The sequence below is a fragment of the Pseudomonas sp. SBB6 genome (assembly GCF_024213215.1).
In the GTDB taxonomy this organism is placed as follows: Bacteria; Pseudomonadota; Gammaproteobacteria; order Pseudomonadales; family Pseudomonadaceae; genus Aquipseudomonas; species Aquipseudomonas donghuensis.
The window spans coordinates 557,314-580,524 of the sequence record NZ_JANAVH010000001.1 but is presented as its reverse complement, the minus strand read 5'-3'; the positions used below and the strand labels follow the sequence as shown (position 1 = coordinate 580,524).

The 23,211-nt window shown below is 63.9% G+C and carries 16 protein-coding genes; 8 read left to right on the top strand and 8 right to left on the bottom strand.

Annotation, left to right across the window (positions count from 1 at the left end):
• The first annotated feature begins 3 nt into the window (after positions 1-3).
• From NLX68_RS02760 to NLX68_RS02740, 5 genes are all read left to right on the top strand, one after another.
• Entirely contained in the window at positions 4-522 is a 519-nt protein-coding gene (locus NLX68_RS02760; protein WP_254282585.1) for an RNA polymerase sigma factor, read from the top strand.
• Positions 519-1,484, top strand: a complete 966-nt coding sequence (locus NLX68_RS02755; protein WP_254282584.1) for a FecR domain-containing protein — start codon at positions 519-521, stop codon at positions 1,482-1,484. The genes NLX68_RS02760 and NLX68_RS02755 overlap by 4 nt, the downstream gene beginning before the upstream one ends.
• Positions 1,485-1,641: 157 nt before the next feature.
• Positions 1,642-4,068: a TonB-dependent siderophore receptor gene (locus NLX68_RS02750; protein WP_254282583.1), complete on the top strand. Its 2,427-nt coding sequence runs from the start codon at positions 1,642-1,644 to the stop codon at positions 4,066-4,068.
• A gap of 8 nt (positions 4,069-4,076) precedes the next feature.
• Positions 4,077-5,210, top strand: coding sequence for a PepSY domain-containing protein (locus NLX68_RS02745; protein WP_254282582.1), 1,134 nt, complete (start codon positions 4,077-4,079; stop codon positions 5,208-5,210).
• Entirely contained in the window at positions 5,207-5,380 is a 174-nt protein-coding gene (locus NLX68_RS02740) for a hypothetical protein (RefSeq protein ID WP_254282581.1), read from the top strand. Before NLX68_RS02745 ends, NLX68_RS02740 begins: the two co-directional genes overlap by 4 nt.
• 33 nt (positions 5,381-5,413) lie before the next feature.
• On the opposite strand, the gene NLX68_RS02735 is transcribed toward NLX68_RS02740, so the two are convergent.
• The 8 genes from NLX68_RS02735 to glnE all read right to left on the bottom strand — a co-directional run bounded on the left by NLX68_RS02735 (position 5,414) and on the right by glnE (position 15,467).
• A complete protein-coding gene (locus NLX68_RS02735) occupies positions 5,414-6,856 on the bottom strand; it encodes a lipopolysaccharide kinase InaA family protein (protein ID WP_254282580.1) in 1,443 nt (480 codons plus the stop codon).
• Entirely contained in the window at positions 6,856-7,608 is a 753-nt protein-coding gene (locus NLX68_RS02730; protein WP_254282579.1) for a lipopolysaccharide kinase InaA family protein, read from the bottom strand. Before NLX68_RS02730 ends, NLX68_RS02735 begins: the two co-directional genes overlap by 1 nt.
• The gene (locus tag NLX68_RS02725) at positions 7,605-8,339 is read right to left on the bottom strand and encodes a lipopolysaccharide kinase InaA family protein (RefSeq protein ID WP_254282578.1); all 735 of its coding nucleotides are present in this window, start codon (positions 8,337-8,339) and stop codon (positions 7,605-7,607) included. The genes NLX68_RS02730 and NLX68_RS02725 overlap by 4 nt, the downstream gene beginning before the upstream one ends.
• Complete coding sequence (rfaP, locus tag NLX68_RS02720; protein WP_036995030.1) at positions 8,339-9,145, bottom strand: lipopolysaccharide core heptose(I) kinase RfaP; 807 nt, start codon at positions 9,143-9,145, stop codon at positions 8,339-8,341. The genes NLX68_RS02725 and rfaP overlap by 1 nt, the downstream gene beginning before the upstream one ends.
• The gene (locus tag NLX68_RS02715) at positions 9,142-10,266 is read right to left on the bottom strand and encodes a glycosyltransferase family 4 protein (protein WP_254282577.1); all 1,125 of its coding nucleotides are present in this window, start codon (positions 10,264-10,266) and stop codon (positions 9,142-9,144) included. Before NLX68_RS02715 ends, rfaP begins: the two co-directional genes overlap by 4 nt.
• On the bottom strand, positions 10,266-11,324 hold the full coding sequence (gene waaC, locus NLX68_RS02710; protein WP_254282576.1) for a lipopolysaccharide heptosyltransferase I: 1,059 nt from the start codon (positions 11,322-11,324) through the stop codon (positions 10,266-10,268). The genes NLX68_RS02715 and waaC overlap by 1 nt, the downstream gene beginning before the upstream one ends.
• Positions 11,325-12,374: a lipopolysaccharide heptosyltransferase II gene (waaF, locus tag NLX68_RS02705; protein WP_254282575.1), complete on the bottom strand. Its 1,050-nt coding sequence runs from the start codon at positions 12,372-12,374 to the stop codon at positions 11,325-11,327.
• 156 nt (positions 12,375-12,530) lie between these two features.
• A complete protein-coding gene (gene glnE / locus NLX68_RS02700) occupies positions 12,531-15,467 on the bottom strand; it encodes a bifunctional [glutamate--ammonia ligase]-adenylyl-L-tyrosine phosphorylase/[glutamate--ammonia-ligase] adenylyltransferase (protein WP_254282574.1) in 2,937 nt (978 codons plus the stop codon).
• A 383-nt stretch (positions 15,468-15,850) separates the two neighbouring features.
• Between glnE and aceE the strand changes: the two genes are divergently transcribed.
• From aceE to NLX68_RS02685, 3 genes are all read left to right on the top strand, one after another.
• Positions 15,851-18,496 carry a pyruvate dehydrogenase (acetyl-transferring), homodimeric type gene (gene aceE, locus NLX68_RS02695; RefSeq protein ID WP_254282573.1) on the top strand — a complete coding sequence of 882 codons (2,646 nt, stop codon included), beginning with the start codon at positions 15,851-15,853 and terminating at the stop codon, positions 18,494-18,496.
• Between the two features lie 13 nt (positions 18,497-18,509).
• The gene (aceF, locus tag NLX68_RS02690) at positions 18,510-20,141 is read left to right on the top strand and encodes a dihydrolipoyllysine-residue acetyltransferase (protein ID WP_254282572.1); all 1,632 of its coding nucleotides are present in this window, start codon (positions 18,510-18,512) and stop codon (positions 20,139-20,141) included.
• Positions 20,142-20,456: 315 nt separating this feature from the next.
• A complete protein-coding gene (locus NLX68_RS02685; RefSeq protein ID WP_254282571.1) occupies positions 20,457-23,150 on the top strand; it encodes a bifunctional diguanylate cyclase/phosphodiesterase in 2,694 nt (897 codons plus the stop codon).
• Positions 23,151-23,211 lie beyond the last annotated feature (61 nt).

Here is a 23,211-nt window from a genome sequence, read left to right as displayed (position 1 = left end):
GCCTTGTCGTCTGTGCAAAGCCCACACACTGAGCTGGTCGGTGCGCTGTACCGTGACCATCGCAGTTGGCTGCTCGCCTGGCTGCGGCGCAACATCGCCTGCGCCGAGCGTGCCGAAGACCTGAGCCAGGACACTTTCGTGCGCCTGCTCGGGCGCGCGCAATTGCCTGCGCCGCGCGAACCCCGGGCGTTCCTCCTGGCCATCGCCAAAGGCCTGCTGTTCGACCACTTTCGCCGTGCAGCACTGGAGCAGGCGTATCTGGCCGAGTTGATGCTGATCCCCGAGGCCGAGCACCCCTCCCCTGAACAACAGCAGCTGATCCTCGAAGACCTCAAGGCCATCGACCACCTGCTCGGCAAGCTGTCGAGCAAGGCACGGGCGGCCTTCCTGTACAACCGCCTGGACGGCCTGGGCCATGCCGAGATCGCCGAGCGCCTGGGTGTGTCCGTCTCACGGGTACGCCAGTACCTGGCCCAGGGCCTGCGCCAGTGTTATGTGGCGCTGTACGGTGAGCCGACATGAACAACAAGCCGGTTTCGGCGCGTGTGCTGGATGCCGCGATCGCTTGGCAGCTGTGCCTGGACTCGGGCACTGGCAACGCCGATGAGCGCGCCGAGTTCGCCCGCTGGCATGCCGCCAACGAAGAGCACGCCCGCGCCTGGATGCAACTGGGCATGCTCGACCAGCGCTTCAGTGCCGCCGCCGGCCCTGCGCGCCAGGCCCTGTTGCAATCACGCGCCGGTCTGCGCCAGCGGGTGCGCAAGCTGGGCGGTGGCCTGGCCAGCCTGATGCTGGTGGTTGGCCTGCTGAGCTGGGTCAGTGCCCATCAGTCGCTGGGCTACTGGCTGGCCGACCAGCGCACCGGCACTGGCGAGCAGCGCACCCTGCGCCTGACCGACGGCACCCTGATCAGTCTCAACACCCATTCGGCAGTGGACATCCGCTTCGACGAGAAACAACGCCTGATTGTGTTGCACGAAGGCGAAATCTCCATCGAGACCGGCCACAAGGATGATCGTCCGTTCGTGGTCAGCACTGAAGACGGCCGCATGCGGGCGCTGGGTACGCGCTTTCTGGTCAAGCTCGAAGGCCAGGGCACGCGCCTGAGCGTGCTGCAGTCGGCGGTGGCGGCCCGGCCACAGGACAGTGGCGACGAGCAGATCCTCAAGGAAGGCCAACAAGTGCTGATGAGTCACGACCGCCTGGGCCGCATCGGTGGCCTGGCCGCCGGTGCCGATGCCTGGACCCGCGGCATGCTGGTGGTCGACAACGTGCGCCTGGCCGATCTGATTGACGAGCTGGGGCGCTATCGCAGCGGGCATCTGGGGGTTGCTGCGGATGTAGCCGACCTGCGCATCACCGGCAGCTTCCCGCTCAACAATACCGACCTGGCACTGACCTCGTTGCTGCCGACCTTGCCGGTGCAGATCGAGCAACGTACACCGTGGTGGGTGACGGTGGTGGCTAAACGCGATACGCACTGAGCCCGATCGCGGGGCAATCCCGCTCCTACAGGCGCTGGCTTGCCCCGAGAGCAGCCTGAAATAAAAATCGAAATTATTTCCACTACCCCCTGACACTTTTCCCAACTCACTCGGCAAGGAAGCTAGTTAGCACTTACTTCCGTCGAGGAGCCGCTGTATGTCCCGCGCTTTTGAGAACGTTCTGCGTCCCGGTCTGCTGGCCGTGGCCATTGCCCTGGCAGCACCTCTGGCGAGCAGCCCGCTGTTTGCCGCCGAACAATCGGCCAGCCTGCGCAGCTACAACCTGCCCGCCGCCCCGCTCTCCACCACGCTCAACCAGATCGCCAGCCAGGCCGGCATCGCCCTGACCCTGGACCCGAGCCTGGCCCGCGGCCGCACGTCGGCGCCGGTCAACGGCCAGTACGACGGCGTCGGTGCCCTGCAAGCGGCCCTGCGTGGCACCGGCCTGCAACTGCAGCAGAGCAGCGCCGGCACCTACAGCCTGATCGCCGCCCCCGAAGGCACCCTGGCCCTGCCGGAAACCAGCGTCAACGCCCGCAGCGACTACGAAAGCGCCTGGGGCCCGGCCACCGGCTTCACCGCCACCCGCACCGCAGCCGGTACCAAAACCGATACACCGATCGTTGAAGTGCCGCGCTCGATGAGCGTGATCACCCGCGAGCAACTGGACGACCGCCAGATCCTCAACCTCAACGACGCCTTGCGCTATACCGCCGGCGTGCAGAGCAGCGGCTACGCCTCCGACCCCCGCGCCGACTGGCTGCGGGTACGCGGTTTCGACCCGACCCAGTTCCTCGACGGTCTGCCGTTGCCCAAAGGCTCGTTCGCCAACCCGAAAGTCGAGCCATGGAACCTGGAGCGCATCGCCGTGCTGCGCGGCCCGGCATCGTCGGTTTACGGCCAGACCCCACCCGGCGGCATGCTCGACATGGTCAGCCGCCGCCCGCAGGCGCAAAGCGCCCACCAGATCGAAGCGCAGGTTGGCAGCAACAACCATCGCCAGATCAACTTCGACAGCACCGGCAAAATCGATGACGACGGCCAGTTCCTTTACCGCATCAGCGGCGTCGTCCGCGACAGTGACTCGCCAACCGACCATGTCCCGGACAAGCGCTATAACCTTGCGCCAAGCCTGACCTGGAACATGGATGAAGACACCAGCCTGACCTTCATCACCCAGTTCACCCGTGACGATACCGGTATCAGTGGCCAGTTCCTGCCGCTGCAGGGCACCAAGCTGGGCTCGCCGGCCGGCGACATCTCCCACCACAAGAACCTCGGCGACCCGGACTGGGAATTCTACGATCGCACCTACTACGCCCTGGGCTATGCCTTCGAGCACCGTCTGAACGATGTCTGGCAGTTCCGCCAGAACCTGCGCTACACCAAGAGCGACCTGTCGTTCCAGGGCATCAACGTCGCGACCATGAACAACGACACGATCCAGCCTGACGGCACCGTTCCTCGCGAGACCGGCATCGTCAACGAAGACATCAGCCAGTTCGCCGTCGACAACAACTTCCAGGCCGACTTCCAGACCGGCGCCCTGAGCCATACCCTGCTGATCGGCCTCGACCACCAGCGCTCGAACACCAACTACCGCTGGGACTACGGCCTGAGCTACAGCGTACCGCCAGGCAATGTAATCAACCCGCCGTACGGCCAGGACTTTTCCAAGGTGGATTACTTCACCATGTACGACTACGGCCAGAAAACCCGCCAGACCGGCTTCTACGTACAAGACCAGATCGCCCTCGACAACTGGCGCCTGACCCTGGGCGGGCGTGAAGACTGGGTACACACCGGCACCACCTTCCACAATCAGAGCGATGCGACCAGCACCGAACGCGACAAGGCCTTCACCGGCAACGTCGGCCTGAGCTACGTGTTCGACAACGGCGTGACCCCGTACATCTCCTACACCGAGTCGTTCCAGCCGACTACCGGCGCCGCCGTCGCCTCCACCGATTCGTTCAAACCGACCGAAGGCCGCCAATACGAAGTCGGCATCAAGTACCAGCCGGTTGGCAGCAAGAACCTCTACACCGCTGCCGTGTATGACCTGCGCCAGGACAACGTGAAAGTCACCGAAGGCAACATCACCCAGCAGGTTGGCCAGTTGCAGGTTCGCGGCCTTGAGCTGGAGGCCACCAGCCAGGTGACCGAAAACCTCAAGCTGATCGGCTCCTACAGCTACACCGACACCGAGATCCTCAAGGGTGCGGCCAACGAGCAAGGCAACCGCATGGCGCTGATCCCGCGCAACCAGGCGACCCTGTGGGCCGACTACACCTGGCACAGCGGCCTGCTCGACGGCTTCGGCGTCGGCGGTGGCGTGCGTTATGTCGGTGACAACTACGGCAACACCACCAATACCGATCTCGGTTATGTCGGCTCCTACACCGTCTACGACGCGTCGGTGCACTACGATCTGGGCCGCAAGGTCAGCACGCTCAAGGGCATGACCGTCGCCGTCGAAGCCAAGAACCTGTTCAACAAGGACTACCTGGCCAACTGCGACGGTTACTGGTGCTACTACGGTGACGAGCGCAACGTCGTTGCCAGCGTCAACTACAAGTTCTAAGGCCCTGGATGAACAGCCGAACCATTCGCCGCTGGTCCTTCGTCCACACCTGGACCAGCCTGATCTGCACCCTGTTCCTGCTGATGCTGGCGGTCACCGGCTTGCCGTTGATCTTCCATCACGAGATCGACCACCTGCTGGGCGATGCCCCCGAGCTCAAGCAGATGCCGGCCGACACGCCCAGGCTCGACTTGCAGGAACTGGTGCACAAGGCCCAGGCCCATCGCCCGGGCGAGGTGATGCAGTACTTCGGCTGGGATGAGGACGACAGCAACGGCGTGATCGCAATCATGGCGGCCACCGCAGGCACCGAGCCGAATGCTTCGCACACCTTCATGCTCGATGCCCGCAGCGGTGAAGCGGTGGAAATGCCTTCGGCCAACGGCGGCTTGATGATGACCATGCTGCGCTTGCACGTGGACATGTTCGCCGGGCTGCCCGGCAAGCTGCTGCTGGCGTTCATGGGCCTGTTGTTCGTGGTGGCGATCGTCTCCGGCGTGGTGCTCTATGCGCCGTTCATGCGCCGGCTGAAGTTCGCCACCGTGCGCAACGACAAGTCCACGCGCCTGCGCTGGCTCGACCTGCACAACCTGATCGGCATCGTCACCCTGACCTGGGCGCTGGTAGTCGGCGTCACCGGGGTCATCAGCGCGCTGTCGGACCTGGTCATCGCGGCCTGGCGCAACGAGAGCCTGACTGCGATGGTGGCGCCCTACCGTGATGCGCCGCCACTGACCGAGCTGGCACCGGTCAGCCGGGTTCTGGATATCGCTGCGCAAGCCGCACCGGGCATGCAGCCGGACTTCATCGCCTTCCCCGGCACGCGCTTTTCCAGCGAGCATCACTATGCGGTGTTCATGAAAGGCAGTACCCACCTGACTGCACACCTGCTGACCCCGGTACTGATCGACGCCAGCAACCTGCAGGTCACCGCCATCGGCGACAGGCCCTGGTACATGGACGCCATGGGCCTGTCGCAGCCGCTGCACTTCGGTGACTACGGCGGCCGGCCGATGCAGATCCTCTGGGCGCTGCTGGATGTGCTGACCATCATTGTGCTGGGCAGCGGCGTGTACCTGTGGCTGGTGCGCCGCCGCGCCAGCGCCCCGGTTGCTGCGGCGCAAGCGGAGACGGTGCGATGAAGCGCAAGTCGTCAAGTTTCTGGACCGTGTTCGGCATGCCAGTGGCGATAGCACTGGTGGGCACGCTGGGGCTGTTTGCCGCCTTGCTTGGCGATGGCTGGTGGGATGCCCTGGCCTGGGCGGGGTTGGGCTTGCCAGCGCTGTACAGCTTGCGTGGCTTGGCTAGATAGCAATCGCGGGGCAAGCCCCGCGATGCGGTTTTATCAGTCCGCCAGCTTCGGCAGGCACTCATCCAGCCGCTTGTACAGCGCACTGCCAGCGGGCCAGTTGCGCAACAACCGCGCCCGATCACGGGCAAAAGCCTGGGCAAAGCTCATCTGGGTAGCGTGATGACACATGGCATCCAGATCGATCAGCGACCATTGGCCGTCCTGCCAGAACAGGTTGTGGCCCTTCATGTCGCCGTGGCTGATGCGCTCGTGGATCAACTGAGCGAGCAGGTGCTGCAAGGCCTGCAGTTGCTCCTCGGGCACCTCGCCGGATTCGACATACGGCGCGAAACAGGCCAACAGGTCCGGGCCATCAGCATACTCGGTAACCAGATAGGCGCGGCTGCGCAAGCCCATGAAGCGCAGCTCCTGCACCGCCAGCGGCCTGGGCGTGGCAATGCCGAGAAACTCCAGGCGATGCCCTTCGATCCACGAATGCCAGGCCCGGCTCGGGCGCCAGAAGCGCTTGAACCAGTGGGCGGTGTTCTTGATGTTGTAGCGCTTGAGCACCAGTGGCCGGCCATTGACCTCGACCTTGGCCACGCTGGCGGCGCCGCCGGTCTTGTACAGGTGGCCCTGGTCGATCAGGGTATCGGCCTGCTCCAGCACCGGCAGCATGGCGGCCACTTCGTTGCGACGAATTGAACGCAGGCCCGACGTGCCGCGCTCGACGCTAAACAGCGTGCACTCGCGCCCGGCCTTGTCGAGGTAGTCCTTCAGGCGCCAGCTGCGCACCTTGTCGATCTGCTTCTGCAGGGCTTCCAGCGGCAGCGCGTGCTCGGCGTTGGCCAGCAGGTAATGCACCAGCAGCTCTTCGATAAAGGGCTCCAGGCGCTTGGGCAACTGGGCGAACAGTACCCCGAGGTTCTGCAACACCTGTTGGCGCGACAGCGGCTGGCCAAGGGTTTCGGCCTTGATCCCGGCGCCATCGATCAAATACAGCTGGCCGTTATGGCGCAGCAGGTTGTCCAGGTGCAGGTCGTCCTGCCACAGGCCCTTGGCGTGCATGTGCGCCACTGCGGTCAGGGCTTCGCCGAGCACCAGGTGCTGTTCATCGGCCAGCGGCGGCAGGGCTTCGACTTCAGCCCAGGCATCGGCCAGGCTCACGGCGCTTTCGAGAAACTCGAACAGCAGCCAACCGCCCTCGCCTTCGCGCAAACCATCGGCCAGCAGCAGCGGCGTGGTCAGGCCCTGGGCGGCCAGCAGCCGCGCACCTTGCAGTTCACGCTGAAAATGCCGGGCGGCGCTGCTGCCGACCAGCAACTTGGCCAACACCGGCTTGCCACGCCAGATCCCGGCGCCAACATAGCGCTGGCCCGGCAGCACCCGCAGCAGGCTGAGCAATTGCAGCTCGGCGCTGCCAGCGGCATCGGCCAGGTTGATGTTCAGGGGCAGGTCCGGGCTGCGCCCGGCATCCTTGAGTTCAGACAAACGCATCAGCGAGCCTCTTTCTCACGGCGGCGGCGCGTCAGGCGCTGCAGCCAGGTATCAACCAGCGGGCTATCGGTGGGCTGGTCCAGGTAAGACGAGAGCATCACCCGCACTTCAGCTTCGCTCCAGATCGGTGCCCGGCGCAACAGCGGCTCAAGATCCTTGAGCCGGTCGCGCATGCCCAGCAACAATGGCCGGGTCTTCTCCAGGTCGATCAGTTGCGCCTGCCAGCTGTCGCTGCGGTTGCGCAGGAAGATGTGCTTGGGATAGAAGCAGCCATGCACCTGGTTGGCAGTGTGCAGGGTACGCGCCAGTTGCCCGCAGGCACGCAGGATGCCCTGGCGCTCGCCGATGTCCAGTTGTGGCCACTGCCCCAGCAGGCTGTCCAGATCGCTCCAGTCATCCAGGGCACGGGTCATGAGGATCGCCCGACGCTCGCCTGCGACCTTGCGCTCGCCGTAGTACACCGCCTGCAAGGCGGGGATACCGAGCTTCTGGTAGCGGCTGATATTGCGAAACTCGCGGGCGAAGGTCGGCTCGCCGAACGGTCGGTGCAAGGTGCGGGTCAGGTAGTCGCTCTGGCGCTTGAGGTAATAGCCTTTGCCTTCAAGCTCCAGGCGATAGACGCTGCTCCAGCCGCCACGACCGGTGTTGGGCTCGTCCACCGCATCGAGCTGCAGCGCCCACAGCTGATCGAAACCGTTGAGGCCATGGCGCTCAAGCAGTGCCACATCGGCACTGGAGAGAAAATCAGTCATTCGCGTCCCTCGAAAAACGTCACCACATGGCGAATGCGGCGTTTGTCCGATTCATTCAGACGTTCGCGCCCGCGGTACTGCAGGTAAAAGCGCAGACGCTGGGTGTTCGACAAGTGGTATTTGGCCACTTTGTCCAGGCACGCCAGGTCTTTGGTGATGCGGTAACGCAGCATGAAGCCCCACCAGAAATCGCCGGTCGGGCAGTCGATGAAGAATAGCGTGGCCTGGTCATCCACCAGCAGGTTGCGCCACTTCAGGTCGTTATGGGTGAAGTGGTGGTCATGCATGATCCGCGTGTGTCGCGCCAGCTGACGGCTGATGTGGTCGACCCAGCCGCGATCGGCCAGGCGTGCATCGTTGCGCTCGGCCAGCGCCGAGAGGTCTTCGGTGCGCGGCAGCTCGCGGGTGATCATCGCCCCGCGGCCAAAGGCCAGGCCATTACGCTCAAGGCCAAAGGCGACCACTTCGGCGGTGGGAATGTCCCACTTGGCGAACTGCTTGAGGTTCTGCCATTCGGCCTTGATCCGCGGGCGCCCCAAATACCGGCGCAGGCCTTTGCCAGCGCCGGTATAGCGTTTGACGTAATAGTTGACCCCGTCGCGCTCGACACGGATCACTTCGCTCAGCGGGTCGTGGGTCAGGCGCTCGCCCTTGAGGGCGAACACCGCTTCGATACTGCCAAAATCCGTCGCCAGGGCCTGGTAGGCAGGCTCCAGTTTCCAACCCGCCATCAGAGCGCGTCTCCGTACCGTTGTTTACGCTCGTAGAGCTTCTGCGCCTTGCCTTCCAGCCAGGCCAGCAGCCCGGCTTCCTCGGCGAGGATCTGCCGTAGCGGCTGCTGGAAGTAACCACGCAAGAAGCGCAACTTGTCGCGCCGGGTCAGGCCGATGTCCAGCGCCGAGAAGTACAGCGCGGCCAGGTCCTTGTCACGCCAGCGGTGGGAGATTTTCGCCCGGGTCTGGGCGCGGTGCAGGTCGATAACCGACAACTTGAAATCATCGGCCGTCACCGGCCGGTCGGTGTGCAGCAAGAAATGGCAGATGTAACAGTCGCGGTGGTTGACCCCGGCGCGGTGCATCATGCCGGTCATGCGTGCCACTTCGGCGATCAGCGCACGCTTGAGGCGCGGCGCGGGCGGCTGCTTGACCCAGTCGATGCTGAAGTCTTCGAGGCTGACGGTCGGCGCCAGTTCTTCGGTGACGATAAACGAATGCTGGGCAGCCGGGTTATCACCACGCTCACCATAGGCCACTGCGGTCATGGTCGGCACGCCCACTTCGTGCAGGCGCTGGATCGCCTGCCATTCCTGGCCGGCGCCGAGCACCGGCAGCTTGGCGGTGAACAGGTTCTTGAAGATCTCGCCCCAGCCGATGCCGCGGTGGATCTTGACGAAATAGCCGCGGCCTTCGACTTCGGTGCGCAGGGTACGGCGGCCTTCCAGCTCGCGGTACACCTCGCCTTGCAAGGCCTCGACGGCCTCGAAGGCATCGCGCCCGGCCCACAGGCGCTTGAACGGCTCAGCCAGTATCAGTTTCATGCGCGCTCCTGCGCCAGGATCACGTCGGCGGCATGCTCGGGCATGCTGTAGAGGTCGGCCGTGTCGGCAAACGCCAGGCCATTGCGCGCCCACGCGGCGCGTGCCTGGCCGTCTTCGAGCATGCGCTGCAGGTAGCGGTTGAGCTGCTCCTGCTCGAACGGCTCATCGAGCACCAGGCCGCTGTCGGCTTCGGCAATGTAATGGGCATAGCCGCACACGGCCGAGACCAGTACCGGCAGCCCGGCGACCAGCGCTTCGAGCAGCACGGTGCCGGTGTTTTCGTTGTAGGCCGGGTGGATCAGCAGGTCGGCGCCGAGCAGAAAGCGCGGGATATCGCTGCGGCCCTTGAGGAACTGCACCTGCTCGGTCAGGCCGAGGGTCGCGCTTTGCAGCTGGAACACCTTGGGGTCGTCCTGGCCGATGACCATCAGCCGCGTACGCTTGCGCAAGGCCGGTGGCAAGGCCGCCAGGGCCTTGAGGCTGCGGTCGACGCCCTTGGTCTTGAAGCCCGAGCCGATCTGCACCATCAGCAGCTGATCGTCTTTCAGCTCGAATTCGCGGCGGAACTCGGCACGGATCTGGGCGGCATTGGCCGGTGCCCGGCGATCCTGGCTGATGCCCGGTGGCAGCAGGTGGAAGCGCTCGATCGGGGTGTCGTAATGCTTGATGAACAGCGGTTGCTGAACCTCGGAGATCATCAGGATCTCGGTCCTGGCATCCTTGGCGAACACTGCCCGCTCGTACTCGGCAAAGTGCCGGTAGCGGCCCCAGCGCCGGTACAGCGAGTTGCGCAGGTTCTGCGCCTTGTCCTCAAAGCAGCCGTCGGCGGCGTAGTACACGTCCAGCCCGGGCATCTTGTTGAAGCCGATCAGGCGATCGACCGGGCGCTTGGCCAGGTCCGCGCCCATCCAGGCGCTGAGCTTCTCGTTGCGCCGATGGTTGAACAGCGCCTTGACCGGCGCCACCAGCACTTCGAAGCCCTCCGGCACCTCACCTTCCCAGATCAGCGTATAGACGCGGATCTGGTGACCGCGCCGCTGGCACTCCAGGGCGATGCGCATGAAGTCGCGCTGCAGGCCGCCAAAGGGGAAATACTTGTACAGCACAAAAGCCAGTTGCATCAACGAACATCCTCAGCCAGCAGCAACGCGCGCAATTGGCTCGCCACACGCTCGGGATTCAGGCGAGTGAAGCACAGTGGCCACTCGCGTTTGAGATCGAACCGGCGCTGGTCATCAGCGCTCGGTTTGTAGGTACATTTCTTCTGCAGGCACGGCGCGCAGGCAAAATCGCTGGCGATATGCACCTGGGATTTGCCATAGGCACCGGTGAGCCCCGGGTTGGTCGGACCGAACAGCGACAGGGTCGGCACATCCAGTGCCGCCGCCAGGTGGCCGAGGCCGGTATCCACGGCAATGCAGGCCTTGGCAGCGGCCAATACGCGGGCGACTCCGACCAGGTTCAGCTTGGGCAGCACCTGGCAGTTGCTCAGGCCCTTGGCGATGCGCTCGGCCCGCGCCTGCTCGGCCGCGTTGCCCCACGGCAGGCGTACCTGCAGGCCTTGCTGGCCGAGGCGTTCGGCCAACTGGCGCCAGTAGGCTTCCGGCCAGTGCTTGGTCGCCCAGGTGGTGCCGTGCAGGAACACCACGAACGGCGCCGCTGGCGGCAGCTGCAGGCGATTGAGGTCCAGGCCGTAATCACCGAGCCCGGCCGGCAGGTTGTAGCCCAGCGCCAGGGCGAACAGCTGGCGCACCCGCTCCACCGCATGCTGGCCGCGCTCCACCGACAAACGCCGGTCGTAGAAACGGCTCGACAGCCCTTCACGGGCCGAATAGCGGTCCATGCCGGCCACCGGCGCCTTGACGTAACGGGTCAGCCAGGCCGATTTGACCAGGCCCTGGGCGTCGATCACCAGGTCGTACTTGCTCTCGCGCAGACGCTGCTTGAACTGGCGCCACTCGCCGCTCTTGAAGGTTTGCCAGAGGCTCTTGCGCCAGCGGCGGATGGCCACCGGGATGATCTTGTCCACCGCCGGGTGCCAGCTGGGGATCTCGGCAAAGCCTTCTTCGACCACCCAGTCGAAGCGGATGCCAGGGATTGCCCGGGCAGCGTCGGTCAGCGCCGGCAGCGCGTGGATCACATCGCCCAGGGACGAAGTCTTGATCAGCAGTACCCGCACTTACTCGACCTCGGCCATGACGTCGATCAGGTTCGGACCGTTCAGGCGCTGCAGCGCAGCTTCCACGGCTTCCGGCTCCAGCTGACGCAAGCAGTTGTAATGGCCGAAGCGGCAGGTACGGTCGAAGCAGGGGCTGCAGTCCAGACCCAGGCGCACCACCTCGACCTGATCGGCCAGAGGCGGGGTGAAGCCCGGCGAGGTCGAGCCGTAGACCGCCACCAGTGGACGGTTCAGCGCCGCAGCCACGTGCATCAGCCCGGAATCGTTGGACACCACCGCATCGCTGCACGACAGCAGGTCGATGGCCTCGGCCAGCGAGGTCTCGCCGCTGAGGTTGGTCGCCTCTTCGCGCAGGCCCGGGATCAAGCGTCCACGAATGGCTTCGCCGACCGCGTGGTCGTTCTTCGAGCCGAACAGCCAGACTTGCCAGCCTTGGCGGATCTTGCTCTCGGCGACCTTGGCGTAATGCTCCGACGGCCAGCGCTTAGCTTCACCGAACTCGGCGCCAGGGCACAACGCCAGTACCGGGCGGTCCAGGCTCAGGCCGAACTTGGCCAGGGCGGCGTCGCGGCTCTGTGCCTGGATCTGCAGGCTCGGGCGCGGGTACGGCTGCGGCAGTTCGGCGCCGGCCGGATAGGCCAGGGCCATGAAGCGCTCGATCATCAGCGGGTACTTGGCCTTGTCGAGCTTGCGCACGTCGTTGAGCAGGCCGAAACGCAGCTCGCCGCGCCAGCCGGTGCGCTTGGGGATGCCGGCAAAGAACGGCACCAGCGCCGATTTCAGCGAGTTGGGCAACAGGATCGCCTGGTCGTACTGGCCGGCCAGGGACTTGCCGATACGCCGGCGCGTAGCCAGCTCGAGCGCGCCGTGGCCGAGCGGGAAGCTCAAGGCCTGGCGGACTTCGGGCATGCGCTCAAGGATCGGCCGGCTCCACTCGGGGGCCAGCACATCGATCACACATTCCGGGTGACGCTGCTTCAGGCACTGGAACAACGTCTGCGCCATTACCATGTCGCCCACCCAGCTGGGGCCAATGATCAAAATTCTCATGCTTTATCCAGAAACGATCAGGGAGGCTGCAAACTGTTCGCGAACAGCCTGGCCTCCCCTCTTTATATTCAGGCTATATATCGACCAGTGTACGCCACTCGGGCTGTACTGTGGTCGTGGCAGGCGTCCTGGTGCCTGAACCGCCTGGCCGATGTATCAACTCAAGCCCAGCTGCGACCAGATTCGCCGCACCTCCTGGCGCTCCTGAACGAACTGTTCGGCGTCGATCACCCCGGCCTGCTTCTGCAGGGCCTGGCGGTGCGCGGCGGAACGGAACGCCTTGTACACCTCGCGCAGCAGCACGGCATCGCTGGCCGGCATCAGCCCGGCTTGCTCGAGCTCTTCGAGGATGCGGATATTGTCGGTCCAGCGCAGCAGTGCCGGATGGTCGTGAGACCATGCCAAAGCGGCGTATTGCACCATAAATTCGATATCGACGATACCACCGGCATCCTGCTTGATATCGAAGGGCACGCCGGCATCGAAGGCATTGGCCGCCGTCCCGGCAGCGCTGAGCTTGGTGCCGAGGTTGTCGCGCATCTTGGCGCGCATCTCGCTGACTTCGGCCTGCAGCTTGGGCAGGTCGCGGGCCTGGCCGAGAATGCGTGCACGCACGGCCTCGAACGCCGCGCCCACCTGCGGGCAACCGACCAGCACCCGGGCGCGAACCAGGGCCTGATGCTCCCAGGTCCAGGCTTCGTTCTGCTGGTAGCGCTCAAAGGCGCCCAGCGAGCTGACCAGCAAACCTGAGGCGCCCGAGGGGCGCAGGCGCATATCCACGTCGTAGAGCTGGCCGGAGTTGGTCTGGGTGGTCAGCAGGTGAATGATGCGCTGGCCCAGGCGGGTGAAGAACTGCGCGCTGTCGATCGGCTTGGCACCGTCGGTATCAGCCTGCGGGTCACCATCGTGGATGAACACCAGGTCCAGGTCCGAGCCGTGGCCCAGCTCGATGCCGCCAACCTTGCCATAGCCGACAATAATGAAGCCCGGGTCGCACAGGCTGCCGTCGCTGCGCTTGGGCTGGCCGTGACGGCTCACGGTCTGGCGCCAGGCCAGGGCCAGCACCTGGTTGAGGATGGCTTCGGCCAGCCAGGTCAGGTAGTCGCTGACTTTCATCAACGGCAGGTTGCCGGCGATTTCCGAAGCGGCCACGCGCAGGCTGTGGGCCAGCTTGAAGTGGCGCAGGGCTTCCATTTGCTGTTCAAGGTCGTCTTCGGGGATGCGCGTCAGCCGTTCACGCAACTCGGCGGCCAGTTCCGGGGCCTGCGGCGGGCTGAACAGGCGCCCCTCGTTGAGCAGCTCGTCGAGCAGCAGCGGGAAACGGGTGATCTGTTCGGCGATCCACGGGCTGGCGGCGCACAGGGTCAACAGACGGCGCAACGCCCCGGGGTTTTCGGTGAGCAGCACCAGGTAGGCCGAACGCCGGGCTACGGCTTCGACCAGCGGCAACACCCGTTCCAGCACCAGGTCTGGGTCGGCGTGCTCCACCGCCTGGGCCAGCAAACGTGGAATAAAGGCATCCAGACGCTCACGACCCAGGCGCTGCATGGCCCGCAACTGCGGGCTGACACGCAGGCCGGCCAGCTGCTTGAGGGCCTTTTGCGGGTCGGCGAAACCGGCGTCCTGCAACTGACGGCAGGCGGCCTCTTCATTCTGGGCTTCTTCCCACAGCGGCAGCCATTCGCCGCCGACGATCACTTCGCCCTCTTCATTCTCGTCTTCGTCCGGGTCGGCAATCACCTGGCGGAAGTGCCAGTCGATACGCCCACGCCAGTGCATCAGCTGGGCATGGAAGCTCGGCCAGTCGGCAAAGCCGAGCATGAAGGCAATCCGCGCACGGTCCAGTTCATCGTCCGGGAGCATCTGGGTCTGGCGGTCGGCAATGGCCTGGATCGCGTGCTCGGTGTAACGCAAAAACTCATAGCCTTCACGCAGCTCGGCAATCACCGCCGGCGGCAGGTAGCCTTGGCCTTCGAGGGTCGACAGCACCTTGAGCAATGGCCGCTGCTGCAGGCTCAGGTCGCGCCCGCCGTGGATCAACTGGAAGGCCTGGGCAATAAACTCGACTTCGCGGATGCCGCCGGCACCCAGCTTGATGTTCTCGGCCATGCCCTTGCGCCGCACTTCCTGCTGGATCAGCTGCTTCATGGTGCGCAGCGCTTCGATCGCCGAGAAGTCCAGGTAACGCCGGTAAACGAAGGGCCGCAGCATATCCAGCAACTGCGCGCCGGCGACCTGGTCACCGGCAACTACCCGCGCCTTGATCATTGCATAGCGTTCCCAGTCGCGCCCCTGGTCCTGGTAATACTGCTCCAGGGCATTGAAGCTGAGCACCAGGGCGCCGGCCGAGCCGTAAGGACGCAAGCGCATGTCGACACGGAACACGAAGCCGTCGACGGTGATCGGGTCCAGGGCCTTGATCAGGCGCTGGCCCAGGCGGGTGAAAAACTCCTGGTTGTCCAGCGAGCGCTTGACCCCTTCAGTCTCACCGCCTTCAGGGAAGGCGAAGATCAGATCGATGTCCGACGACAGGTTCAGCTCCACCGCGCCGAGCTTGCCCATGCCCAGCACCACCATGTGCTGCGGCTGGCCGCTGCGATGACCGATCGGCGTGCCGAACTGCTGGCAGTGGCGCGGGTACAGCCAGTTGTAGGCCTGATCGATAGAAGCGTCGGCAAGGTCGGACAGATCGCGGCAGGTCTGCACCAGGTCAGCCTGGCGGGTCAGGTCACGCCAGATGATCCGCACCTGCTGGCGGCTGCGCTGGCGGCGCAGGTTGCGCGCCAGTTCGTCTTCGCTCTCGGCAGCCTGGGCAGCGGCAGCGATCTGGGCGCACAGCTCGCCCGGGGCAAAGGCCCGGTCGAGTTCGCCACTGGCGGCCAGATCAACCAGCATCGCCGGGGCGCGCACCACCTGCTCAAGGGCGAAATCACTGGCCGCGGCTACCCGGGCGAACTGCGCCCAGCGGTCGGCGCTCCAGTTTTCGACAGTCAGTTCAGGTTGCAGGGCAACAGCCGTACGAAACGATTGCGCGTTACGGCTGACCAACGCAGTGAAAGTGGCCGGCAGTTCGGCCAGCAAAGGCAGGCTCATGGTCTATCCTTGATCGGCGAGATTGGATTGGCAGCGAGCGGACTGGGGAACCCTGACCACGGTTGGACTGTCGTACAAAAGTTAGAAATAGCTGAAAAAACTGATTTTATGGCAGAAACCATCGCAGCAAACCTTTTCTTAACTTGTTTTTAACCACCGGTATCGATTTTTCCCACAACCCGAACAGCGGCCACGAGCCATTTTTCTGTAGTTTTACTACTGCCCGATCACCTCAAAAGCATGAAATGGTGATTCATTTGTAGTAAAACTACACAACGCCGGTACACTCTCCGGTAATCCAAGAATTTTATGTCGTCTGCCCAAAAGGCCAGTCGCAAACTCAGGCAACCGATTCTGGAAGCCTTTCCGCCCTGGAGCAAGCCATGCAAGACCTCGATCCCGTCGAAACCCAGGAATGGCTGGACGCCCTGGAGTCGGTTCTCGACAAAGAAGGCGAAGACCGCGCTCACTACCTGATGACCCGTATGGGTGAGCTGGCCACCCGTAGTGGCTCTCAGCTGCCATATGCCATCACCACGCCATACCGCAACACCATCCCCGTCACCCACGAAGCACGCATGCCTGGCGACCTGTTCATGGAACGCCGCATTCGCTCGTTGGTGCGTTGGAACGCGCTGGCCATGGTAATGCGCACCAACCTGAAAGACTCGGACCTGGGCGGCCACATTTCGAGCTTCGCCTCCAGTGCCACCCTGTACGACATCGGCTTCAACTACTTCTTCCAGGCCCCGACCGACGAGCACGGCGGCGACCTGATCTACTTCCAGGGTCACGCTTCGCCAGGCGTCTACGCCCGTGCGTTCATGGAAGGCCGGATCACCGAAGACCAAATGAACAACTTCCGTCAGGAAGTCGATGGCAAGGGCCTGTCGTCCTACCCACACCCATGGCTGATGCCTGACTTCTGGCAGTTCCCGACCGTTTCCATGGGTCTGGGCCCGATCCAGGCGATCTACCAGGCGCGTTTCATGAAGTACATGGAAAGCCGTGGCTACATTCCTGCCGGCAAGCAGAAGATCTGGTGCTTCATGGGCGACGGCGAGTGCGACGAGCCGGAATCCCTGGGCGCGATCTCCCTGGCTGGCCGCGAGAAGCTGGACAACCTGATCTTCGTCATCAACTGCAACCTGCAGCGCCTCGACGGCCCGGTTCGCGGCAACGGCAAGATCATCCAGGAACTCGAAGGCGTGTTCCGTGGCGGTGGCTGGAACGTCAACAAAGTGGTCTGGGGCCGTTTCTGGGACCCACTGCTGGCCAAGGACGTCGACGGCATCCTGCAACGGCGCATGGACGAAGTCATCGACGGCGAGTACCAGAACTACAAGGCCAAGGACGGTGCATTCGTCCGTGAGCACTTCTTCAACACTCCAGAGCTCAAGGCCATGGTCGAAGACCTGTCCGACGACGAGATCTGGAAGCTCAACCGTGGCGGTCACGACCCGTACAAGGTCTACGCGGCCTACCACCAGGCGGTCAACCACAAAGACCAGCCGACCGTCATCCTGGCCAAGACCATCAAGGGTTATGGCACCGGTGCTGGCGAAGCCAAGAACACCGCGCACAACACCAAGAAGGTCGACGTCGACAGCCTGCGTCACTTCCGCGACCGCTTCGACATCCCGGTCAAGGACGAAGAGCTGGAAAACCTGCCGTTCTTCAAGCCTGAAGAAGGCAGCGCCGAGGCCCGTTACCTGGCCGAGCGCCGCAGCGCCCTGGGTGGCTTCGTGCCACAGCGCCGCGCGAAGAGCTTCAGCATCCCGACGCCGCCACTGGAAACCCTGAAGGCGATCCTCGACGGCTCGGGCGACCGTGAAATCTCCACCACCATGGCCTTCGTGCGGATCCTCGCGCAACTGGTCAAGGACAAGGAAATCGGCCAACGCATCGTCCCGATCATCCCGGACGAAGCCCGTACCTTCGGTATGGAAGGCATGTTCCGCCAGCTGGGCATCTACTCGTCCGTCGGCCAGCTCTACGAGCCAGTCGATAAAGACCAGGTGATGTTCTACCGCGAAGACAAGAAGGGCCAGATCCTCGAAGAAGGCATCAACGAAGCGGGCGCCATGTCCTCCTTCATCGCTGCCGGTACTTCGTACTCGAACCACAACCAGCCGATGCTGCCGTTCTACATCTTCTACTCGATGTTCGGCTTCCAGCGTATCGGTGACCTGGCCTGGGCCGCAGGCGACAGCCGTACCCGTGGCTTCCTGATCGGCGGCACCGCCGGCCGTACCACCCTCAACGGTGAAGGCCTGCAGCACGAAGACGGTCACAGCCACATGCTGGCCGGCACCATCCCGAACTGCCGCACCTATGATCCGACCTACGGCTACGAGCTGGCGGTGATCATCCAGGACGGCATGAAGAAGATGACCGAAGAGCAACAGGACGTCTTCTACTACATCACCGTGATGAATGAGTCCTACCAGCAGCCAGCCATGCCGGCCGGTGTCGAGGAAGGCATCATCAAGGGCATGTACCTGCTCGAGGAAGACACCCGCGAAGCTGCGCACCACGTTCAGCTGATGGGCTCCGGCACCATCCTGCGTGAAGTACGCGAAGCGGCGAAGATCCTGCGTGAAGAGTTCAACGTTGGCGCCGACGTCTGGAGCGTTACCAGCTTCAACGAACTGCGTCGCGACGGCCTGGCCGTAGAGCGCAGCAACCGCCTCAAGCCTGGTCAGAAACCTCAGGTTACCTACGTCGAAGAGTGCCTGGCTGGCCGTAAGGGCCCGGTCATCGCCTCCACCGACTACATGAAGCTGTTCGCCGAACAGATTCGCCAGTGGGTGCCGAGCAAAGAGTTCAAAGTCCTGGGTACCGATGGCTTCGGTCGCAGCGACAGCCGCAAGAAGCTGCGTCACTTCTTCGAAGTCGACCGTCACTTCGTGGTGCTGGCTGCCCTGGAAGCCTTGGCTGACCGTGGCGATATCGAACCGAAGGTCGTGGCTGAAGCCATCACCAGGTTCGGCATCGACCCGGACAAACGCAACCCACTGGACTGCTGAGGAGTATTTTTAAGTGAGCGAACTCATTCGCGTACCTGACATCGGCAGCGGTGAAGGTGAAGTCATCGAGCTGTTCGTCAAAGTTGGCGACCGTATCGAAGCCGACCAGAGCATCCTGACCCTGGAATCGGACAAGGCGAGCATGGAAATCCCTGCTCCCAAGGCCGGCGTGGTCAAGAGCCTGAAGGTCAAGCTGGGCGACCGCCTGAAAGAAGGCGACGAACTGCTGGAGCTGGAAGTCGAGGGCGCCGCTGCTGCGGCCCCTGCGGCGGCTGCCCCTGCCGCAGCACCTGCTGCTGCGCAACAACCTGCTGTTGCCGAGGCCCCTGCGGCCCCGGCCGCTGCACCGGCGGCGGCCACTGTCCAGGACATTCATGTTCCGGACATCGGCTCCTCGGGCAAGGCCAAGATCATCGAGCTGCTGGTCAAGGTTGGCGACACGGTCGAAGCCGACCAGTCGCTGATCACCCTGGAATCCGACAAGGCCTCGATGGAAATCCCGTCGCCGGCTGCCGGCGTGGTGGAAAGCATCGGCGTCAAGCTGGAAGACGAAGTCGGCACTGGCGACTTCATCCTCAAGCTCAAGGTCCAGGGCGCCGCCGCGCCAGCAGCAGCGCCTGCCGCTGCTGCTCCGGCCAAGGCTGAAGCTGCGCCCGCCGCAGCCGCCCCTGCGCCAGCTGCCAAAGCCGAGGCCGCACCTGCTCCTGCTGCTGCCCCTGCGGCAAACGGTGCCAAGGTGCATGCCGGCCCTGCCGTGCGTCAGCTCGCCCGTGAGTTCGGCGTCGAGCTGAGCGCAGTAGCGGCCAGCGGCCCGCACGGTCGTGTGCTCAAGGAAGACGTACAGGTTTACGTCAAGGCCATGATGCAGAAGGCCAAGGAAGCCCCTGCCGCCGGTGCAACCGGTGGTGCCGGCATCCCGCCGATCCCGGAAGTCGATTTCAGCCGTTTCGGCGAAGTCGAAGAAGTGCCGATGACCCGCCTGATGCAGGTTGGCGCCAACAACCTGCACCGCAGCTGGCTGAACGTGCCACACGTGACCCAGTTCGACAGCGCCGACATCACCGAGCTGGAAGCTTTCCGCGTAGCCCAGAAGGCCGTGGCCGAGAAGGCTGGCGTCAAGCTGACCGTGCTGCCCCTGCTGCTCAAGGCCTGCGCCCACCTGCTCAAGGAACTGCCGGACTTCAACAGCTCGCTGGCCCCTAGCGGCAAGGCGATCATCCGCAAGAAGTACGTCAACGTCGGCTTCGCGGTTGATACCCCGGACGGCCTGCTGGTTCCTGTGATCAAGAACGTCGACCAGAAGAGCCTGCTGCAACTGGCTGGCGAAGCTGCGGCCCTGGCGGAAAAAGCCCGGACCAAGAAGCTCTCGGCCGACGACATGCAAGGCGCCTGCTTCACCATCTCCAGCCTCGGCCACATTGGCGGCACCGGCTTCACGCCGATCGTCAACGCGCCGGAAGTGGCGATCCTCGGTGTGTCCAAGGCGACCATCCAGCCAGTCTGGGACGGCAAAGCCTTCCAGCCGAAGCTGATGCTGCCACTGTCGCTGTCCTACGATCACCGCGTGATCAACGGTGCAGCTGCTGCGCGCTTCACCAAGCGCCTGGGCGACCTGCTGACCGACATCCGCACCATGCTCCTGTAATTGCTGTTTCCTGTCTCCCCTGCCGGGGAGACAGGCTCCCATTTCGAGCTGCCACGCTCGTACCTCAACCCCGTCATTTTGGCGGGGCTTTTTTTATCTGCTGGAATGGTCCCCCTGTGGGAGCGGCGATGCGGCGGTCCGACTTGCCCCGCGATGGGCAGTGTCTTACTTAAGATTCCTACATCCATGCCGACACAGTTAGCACGGAGGTCTCTGTATCGCTTGTCAGCCTCAAGCGCATGATGCAACCTTGCCGACACGCGTAGTAGCAGATTGCTCCGTTTGCGCGAACAGCCTACTTGAAGCGAGCTCTCGATGAAAAGCCAACCTGATGCCGCCAGCCGTATGGTGGCCGAGGTCGTGACGCAGTTGCCCGTGCCCTCGCGGCTCGGGATGCTGCGTTTCGAGCGGCTGAACGAGGCCAGCTGGGCGCTGCTTTACCTTGATCCTGGTTGTGAACGGCAGTTTGGCCTTGCTGCAGTGGAACTCTGCGCACTGGTCGGCTCACCCTACGCCAGCCTGATGGAGCCCGAAGCCCGCTACAAACTGCACGACGCCATCCAGTTGCAATTGGCCCAGCGCCCGCATTACCTGGTGCGCTATACCCTGCACACCGCCCAGGGCCCGCTGCAGTTGCTGGAGTTGGGCGAAGCCTACAAACAGCACAACCGGCAGTTGCTGCGCGGCTACCTGATGGTCCTCGACAACCAGCCTGGCGACGCTCCCGACCTGTCGGCCGCCGATCTCGAGACCCGCAACAGCCGCCTGCAAATCGCCTTGCAGCTTAACCAGCGGGCCCAGCAGGAACAGCTCGAACACCTGGAGCGGGTGCGCGCCCAGCAGGACCTGATCCTGCATTTGGCCCGCCACCGCTATAGCGCCGGCAACTCGCTGCTCGAAGCCGCCGAGCTGATAACCCGCAGCGCCTGCGAGATCTACAAGATCGACTGCGCGAGCATCTGGTACCTGGAAGACCAGCAACTGCAGCCGATTTCAGCGTTCTACCGCAATGCGCAGGAATACCGCCTGCCCGAGCCGATCGACGCCAGCCGTTTTCCCGACTACCTCGAAGCCCTGCACACCAGCCGCGCCATCGACGCCCACAACGCCACCCACGACCCGCGCACCCGGGACATGGCCGAGAGCCTGCGCCCACGCGACATCAATGCCATGCTCGATGCCAGTATCCGCATCGATGGCCAGGTGGTCGGGGTGTTGTGCCTGGAGCAGACCGGCTCGGCGCGCGCCTGGCAAACCGATGAAATCGCCTTTGCCGGCGAGCTGGCCGACCAGTTCGCCCAGGTCATCAACAACCACAACCGGCGCACCGCGACCAACGCCCTGCACCTGTTCCAGCGCGCCGTCGAGCAAAGCGCCAACGCCTTTTTGCTGGTCAACCGCGACGGCGTGGTCGAGTACGTCAACCCAAGCTTTACCGCCATCACCCAGTACAGCACCGATGAAGTCCACGGCCACCGCCTGTCGGAACTGCCGGCGCTGGAAAACCTCAGCGAGCTGCTGTTCGACGCACCGTCCAGCCTGGCCATGGGCAACAGCTGGCAGGGCGAATTCAAAAGCCGGCGCAAGAACCTCGAGCCCTACTGGGGCCAGCTGTCGATCTCCAAGGTATTCGGCGACAACCGCGAACTGACCCATTACATCGGCATCTACGAAGACATCACCCAGAGCAAGCTGGCCCAGCAGCGCATCGAGCGCCTGGCCTATACCGACAACCTGACCAGCCTGGGCAACCGCCCGGCGTTCATCCGCAACCTCGACGAGCGCTTCGCCCGCGACAGCGACAGCCCGATCAGCCTGCTGCTGGTGGACATCGACAACTTCAAGCGGATCAACGACAGCCTCGGCCACCAGACCGGCGACAAGCTGCTGATCAGCCTGGCCCGGCGCCTGCGCAACAGCCTGAGCCCCGGCGGCAGCCTGGCGCGCTTTGCCAGCAACGAATTTGCCGTGCTGCTCGAAGACACCGACCTGGAAGGCGGCCAGCAGGTTGCCCAACAACTGCTGCGCACCCTCGACAAGCCGATGTTCGTCGACAACCAGTTGATCAACGTCACCGGCTCCGTGGGCCTGGCCTGCGCGCCGCTGCATGGCCGCGACCCGCAGACCCTGATGAAAAACGCAGGGCTTGCCCTGCACAAGGCCAAGGCCAACGGCAAGCATCAGGTTCAGGTGTTCACCGAAGCGCTCAACGCCGAGGCCAGCTACAAGTTGTTCGTCGAGAACAACCTGCGCCGCGCCCTGACCCAGAACGAGCTGGATGTGTTCTACCAGCCCAAGCTGTGCCTGCGCAGCGGCCGCCTGCTGGGCCTGGAAGCGCTGCTGCGCTGGAACCACCCGGAAAAGGGCATGATCCGCCCCGACCAGTTCATCAGCGTCGCCGAAGAGACCGGGCTGATCATCCCCATCGGCAAGTGGATCGCCCGCCAGGCCTGCCGCATGAGCCAGAAACTGCGCACTGAAGGCCTGGGTAACCTGCAAGTGGCGATCAACCTCTCGCCCAAGCAGTTCTCCGACCCCGACCTGGTCGCCTCGATCGCCAACATCCTCCAGGAAGAAGCCCTGCCCCCGCACCTGCTGGAGCTGGAGCTGACCGAAGGCCTGCTGCTGGAAGCCACCGAAGACACCCACCGCCAGCTCGACCAGCTCAAGCAACTGGGCCTGACCCTGGCCATGGACGACTTCGGCACCGGCTATTCATCGCTGAGCTACCTGAAGAAATTCCCGATCGATATCATCAAGATCGATCGCAGCTTCATCCATGAAATCCCTGACAACCAGGACGACATGGAGATCACCTCGGCGGTGGTGGCCATGGCCCACAACCTCAAGCTCAAGGTGGTTGCCGAAGGCATCGAGACCGCCGAGCAACTGGCGTTCCTGCGCCGTCACCGCTGCGATGTCGGCCAGGGCTACCTGTTCGACCGGCCGATTCCTGGCAGTGAGCTGATCGATAAACTCAAACGCTATCCGCGTGGCCCTATCGCCTGACAGCGGCGTTGCTCTCGGGCAATATAGAGTTCAATCAGGCCCCTTCGCGGGGCAAGCCCGC

What these genes read in the sequence shown, in the direction of transcription:
- NLX68_RS02755 (WP_254282584.1), top strand. Translation starts at nt 519, where the DNA reads ATGAACAACAAGCCGGTTTCGGCGCGTGTGCTGGATGCCGCGATCGCT.
- NLX68_RS02750 (WP_254282583.1), top strand. Translation starts at nt 1,642, where the DNA reads ATGTCCCGCGCTTTTGAGAACGTTCTGCGTCCCGGTCTGCTGGCCGTG.
- NLX68_RS02745 (WP_254282582.1), top strand. Translation starts at nt 4,077, where the DNA reads ATGAACAGCCGAACCATTCGCCGCTGGTCCTTCGTCCACACCTGGACC.
- NLX68_RS02740 (WP_254282581.1), top strand. Translation starts at nt 5,207, where the DNA reads ATGAAGCGCAAGTCGTCAAGTTTCTGGACCGTGTTCGGCATGCCAGTG.
- NLX68_RS02735 (WP_254282580.1), bottom strand. Translation starts at nt 6,856, where the DNA reads ATGCGTTTGTCTGAACTCAAGGATGCCGGGCGCAGCCCGGACCTGCCC.
- NLX68_RS02730 (WP_254282579.1), bottom strand. Translation starts at nt 7,608, where the DNA reads ATGACTGATTTTCTCTCCAGTGCCGATGTGGCACTGCTTGAGCGCCAT.
- NLX68_RS02725 (WP_254282578.1), bottom strand. Translation starts at nt 8,339, where the DNA reads ATGGCGGGTTGGAAACTGGAGCCTGCCTACCAGGCCCTGGCGACGGAT.
- rfaP (WP_036995030.1), bottom strand. Translation starts at nt 9,145, where the DNA reads ATGAAACTGATACTGGCTGAGCCGTTCAAGCGCCTGTGGGCCGGGCGC.
- NLX68_RS02715 (WP_254282577.1), bottom strand. Translation starts at nt 10,266, where the DNA reads ATGCAACTGGCTTTTGTGCTGTACAAGTATTTCCCCTTTGGCGGCCTG.
- waaF (WP_254282575.1), bottom strand. Translation starts at nt 12,374, where the DNA reads ATGAGAATTTTGATCATTGGCCCCAGCTGGGTGGGCGACATGGTAATG.
- glnE (WP_254282574.1), bottom strand. Translation starts at nt 15,467, where the DNA reads ATGAGCCTGCCTTTGCTGGCCGAACTGCCGGCCACTTTCACTGCGTTG.
- aceE (WP_254282573.1), top strand. Translation starts at nt 15,851, where the DNA reads ATGCAAGACCTCGATCCCGTCGAAACCCAGGAATGGCTGGACGCCCTG.
- NLX68_RS02685 (WP_254282571.1), top strand. Translation starts at nt 20,457, where the DNA reads ATGAAAAGCCAACCTGATGCCGCCAGCCGTATGGTGGCCGAGGTCGTG.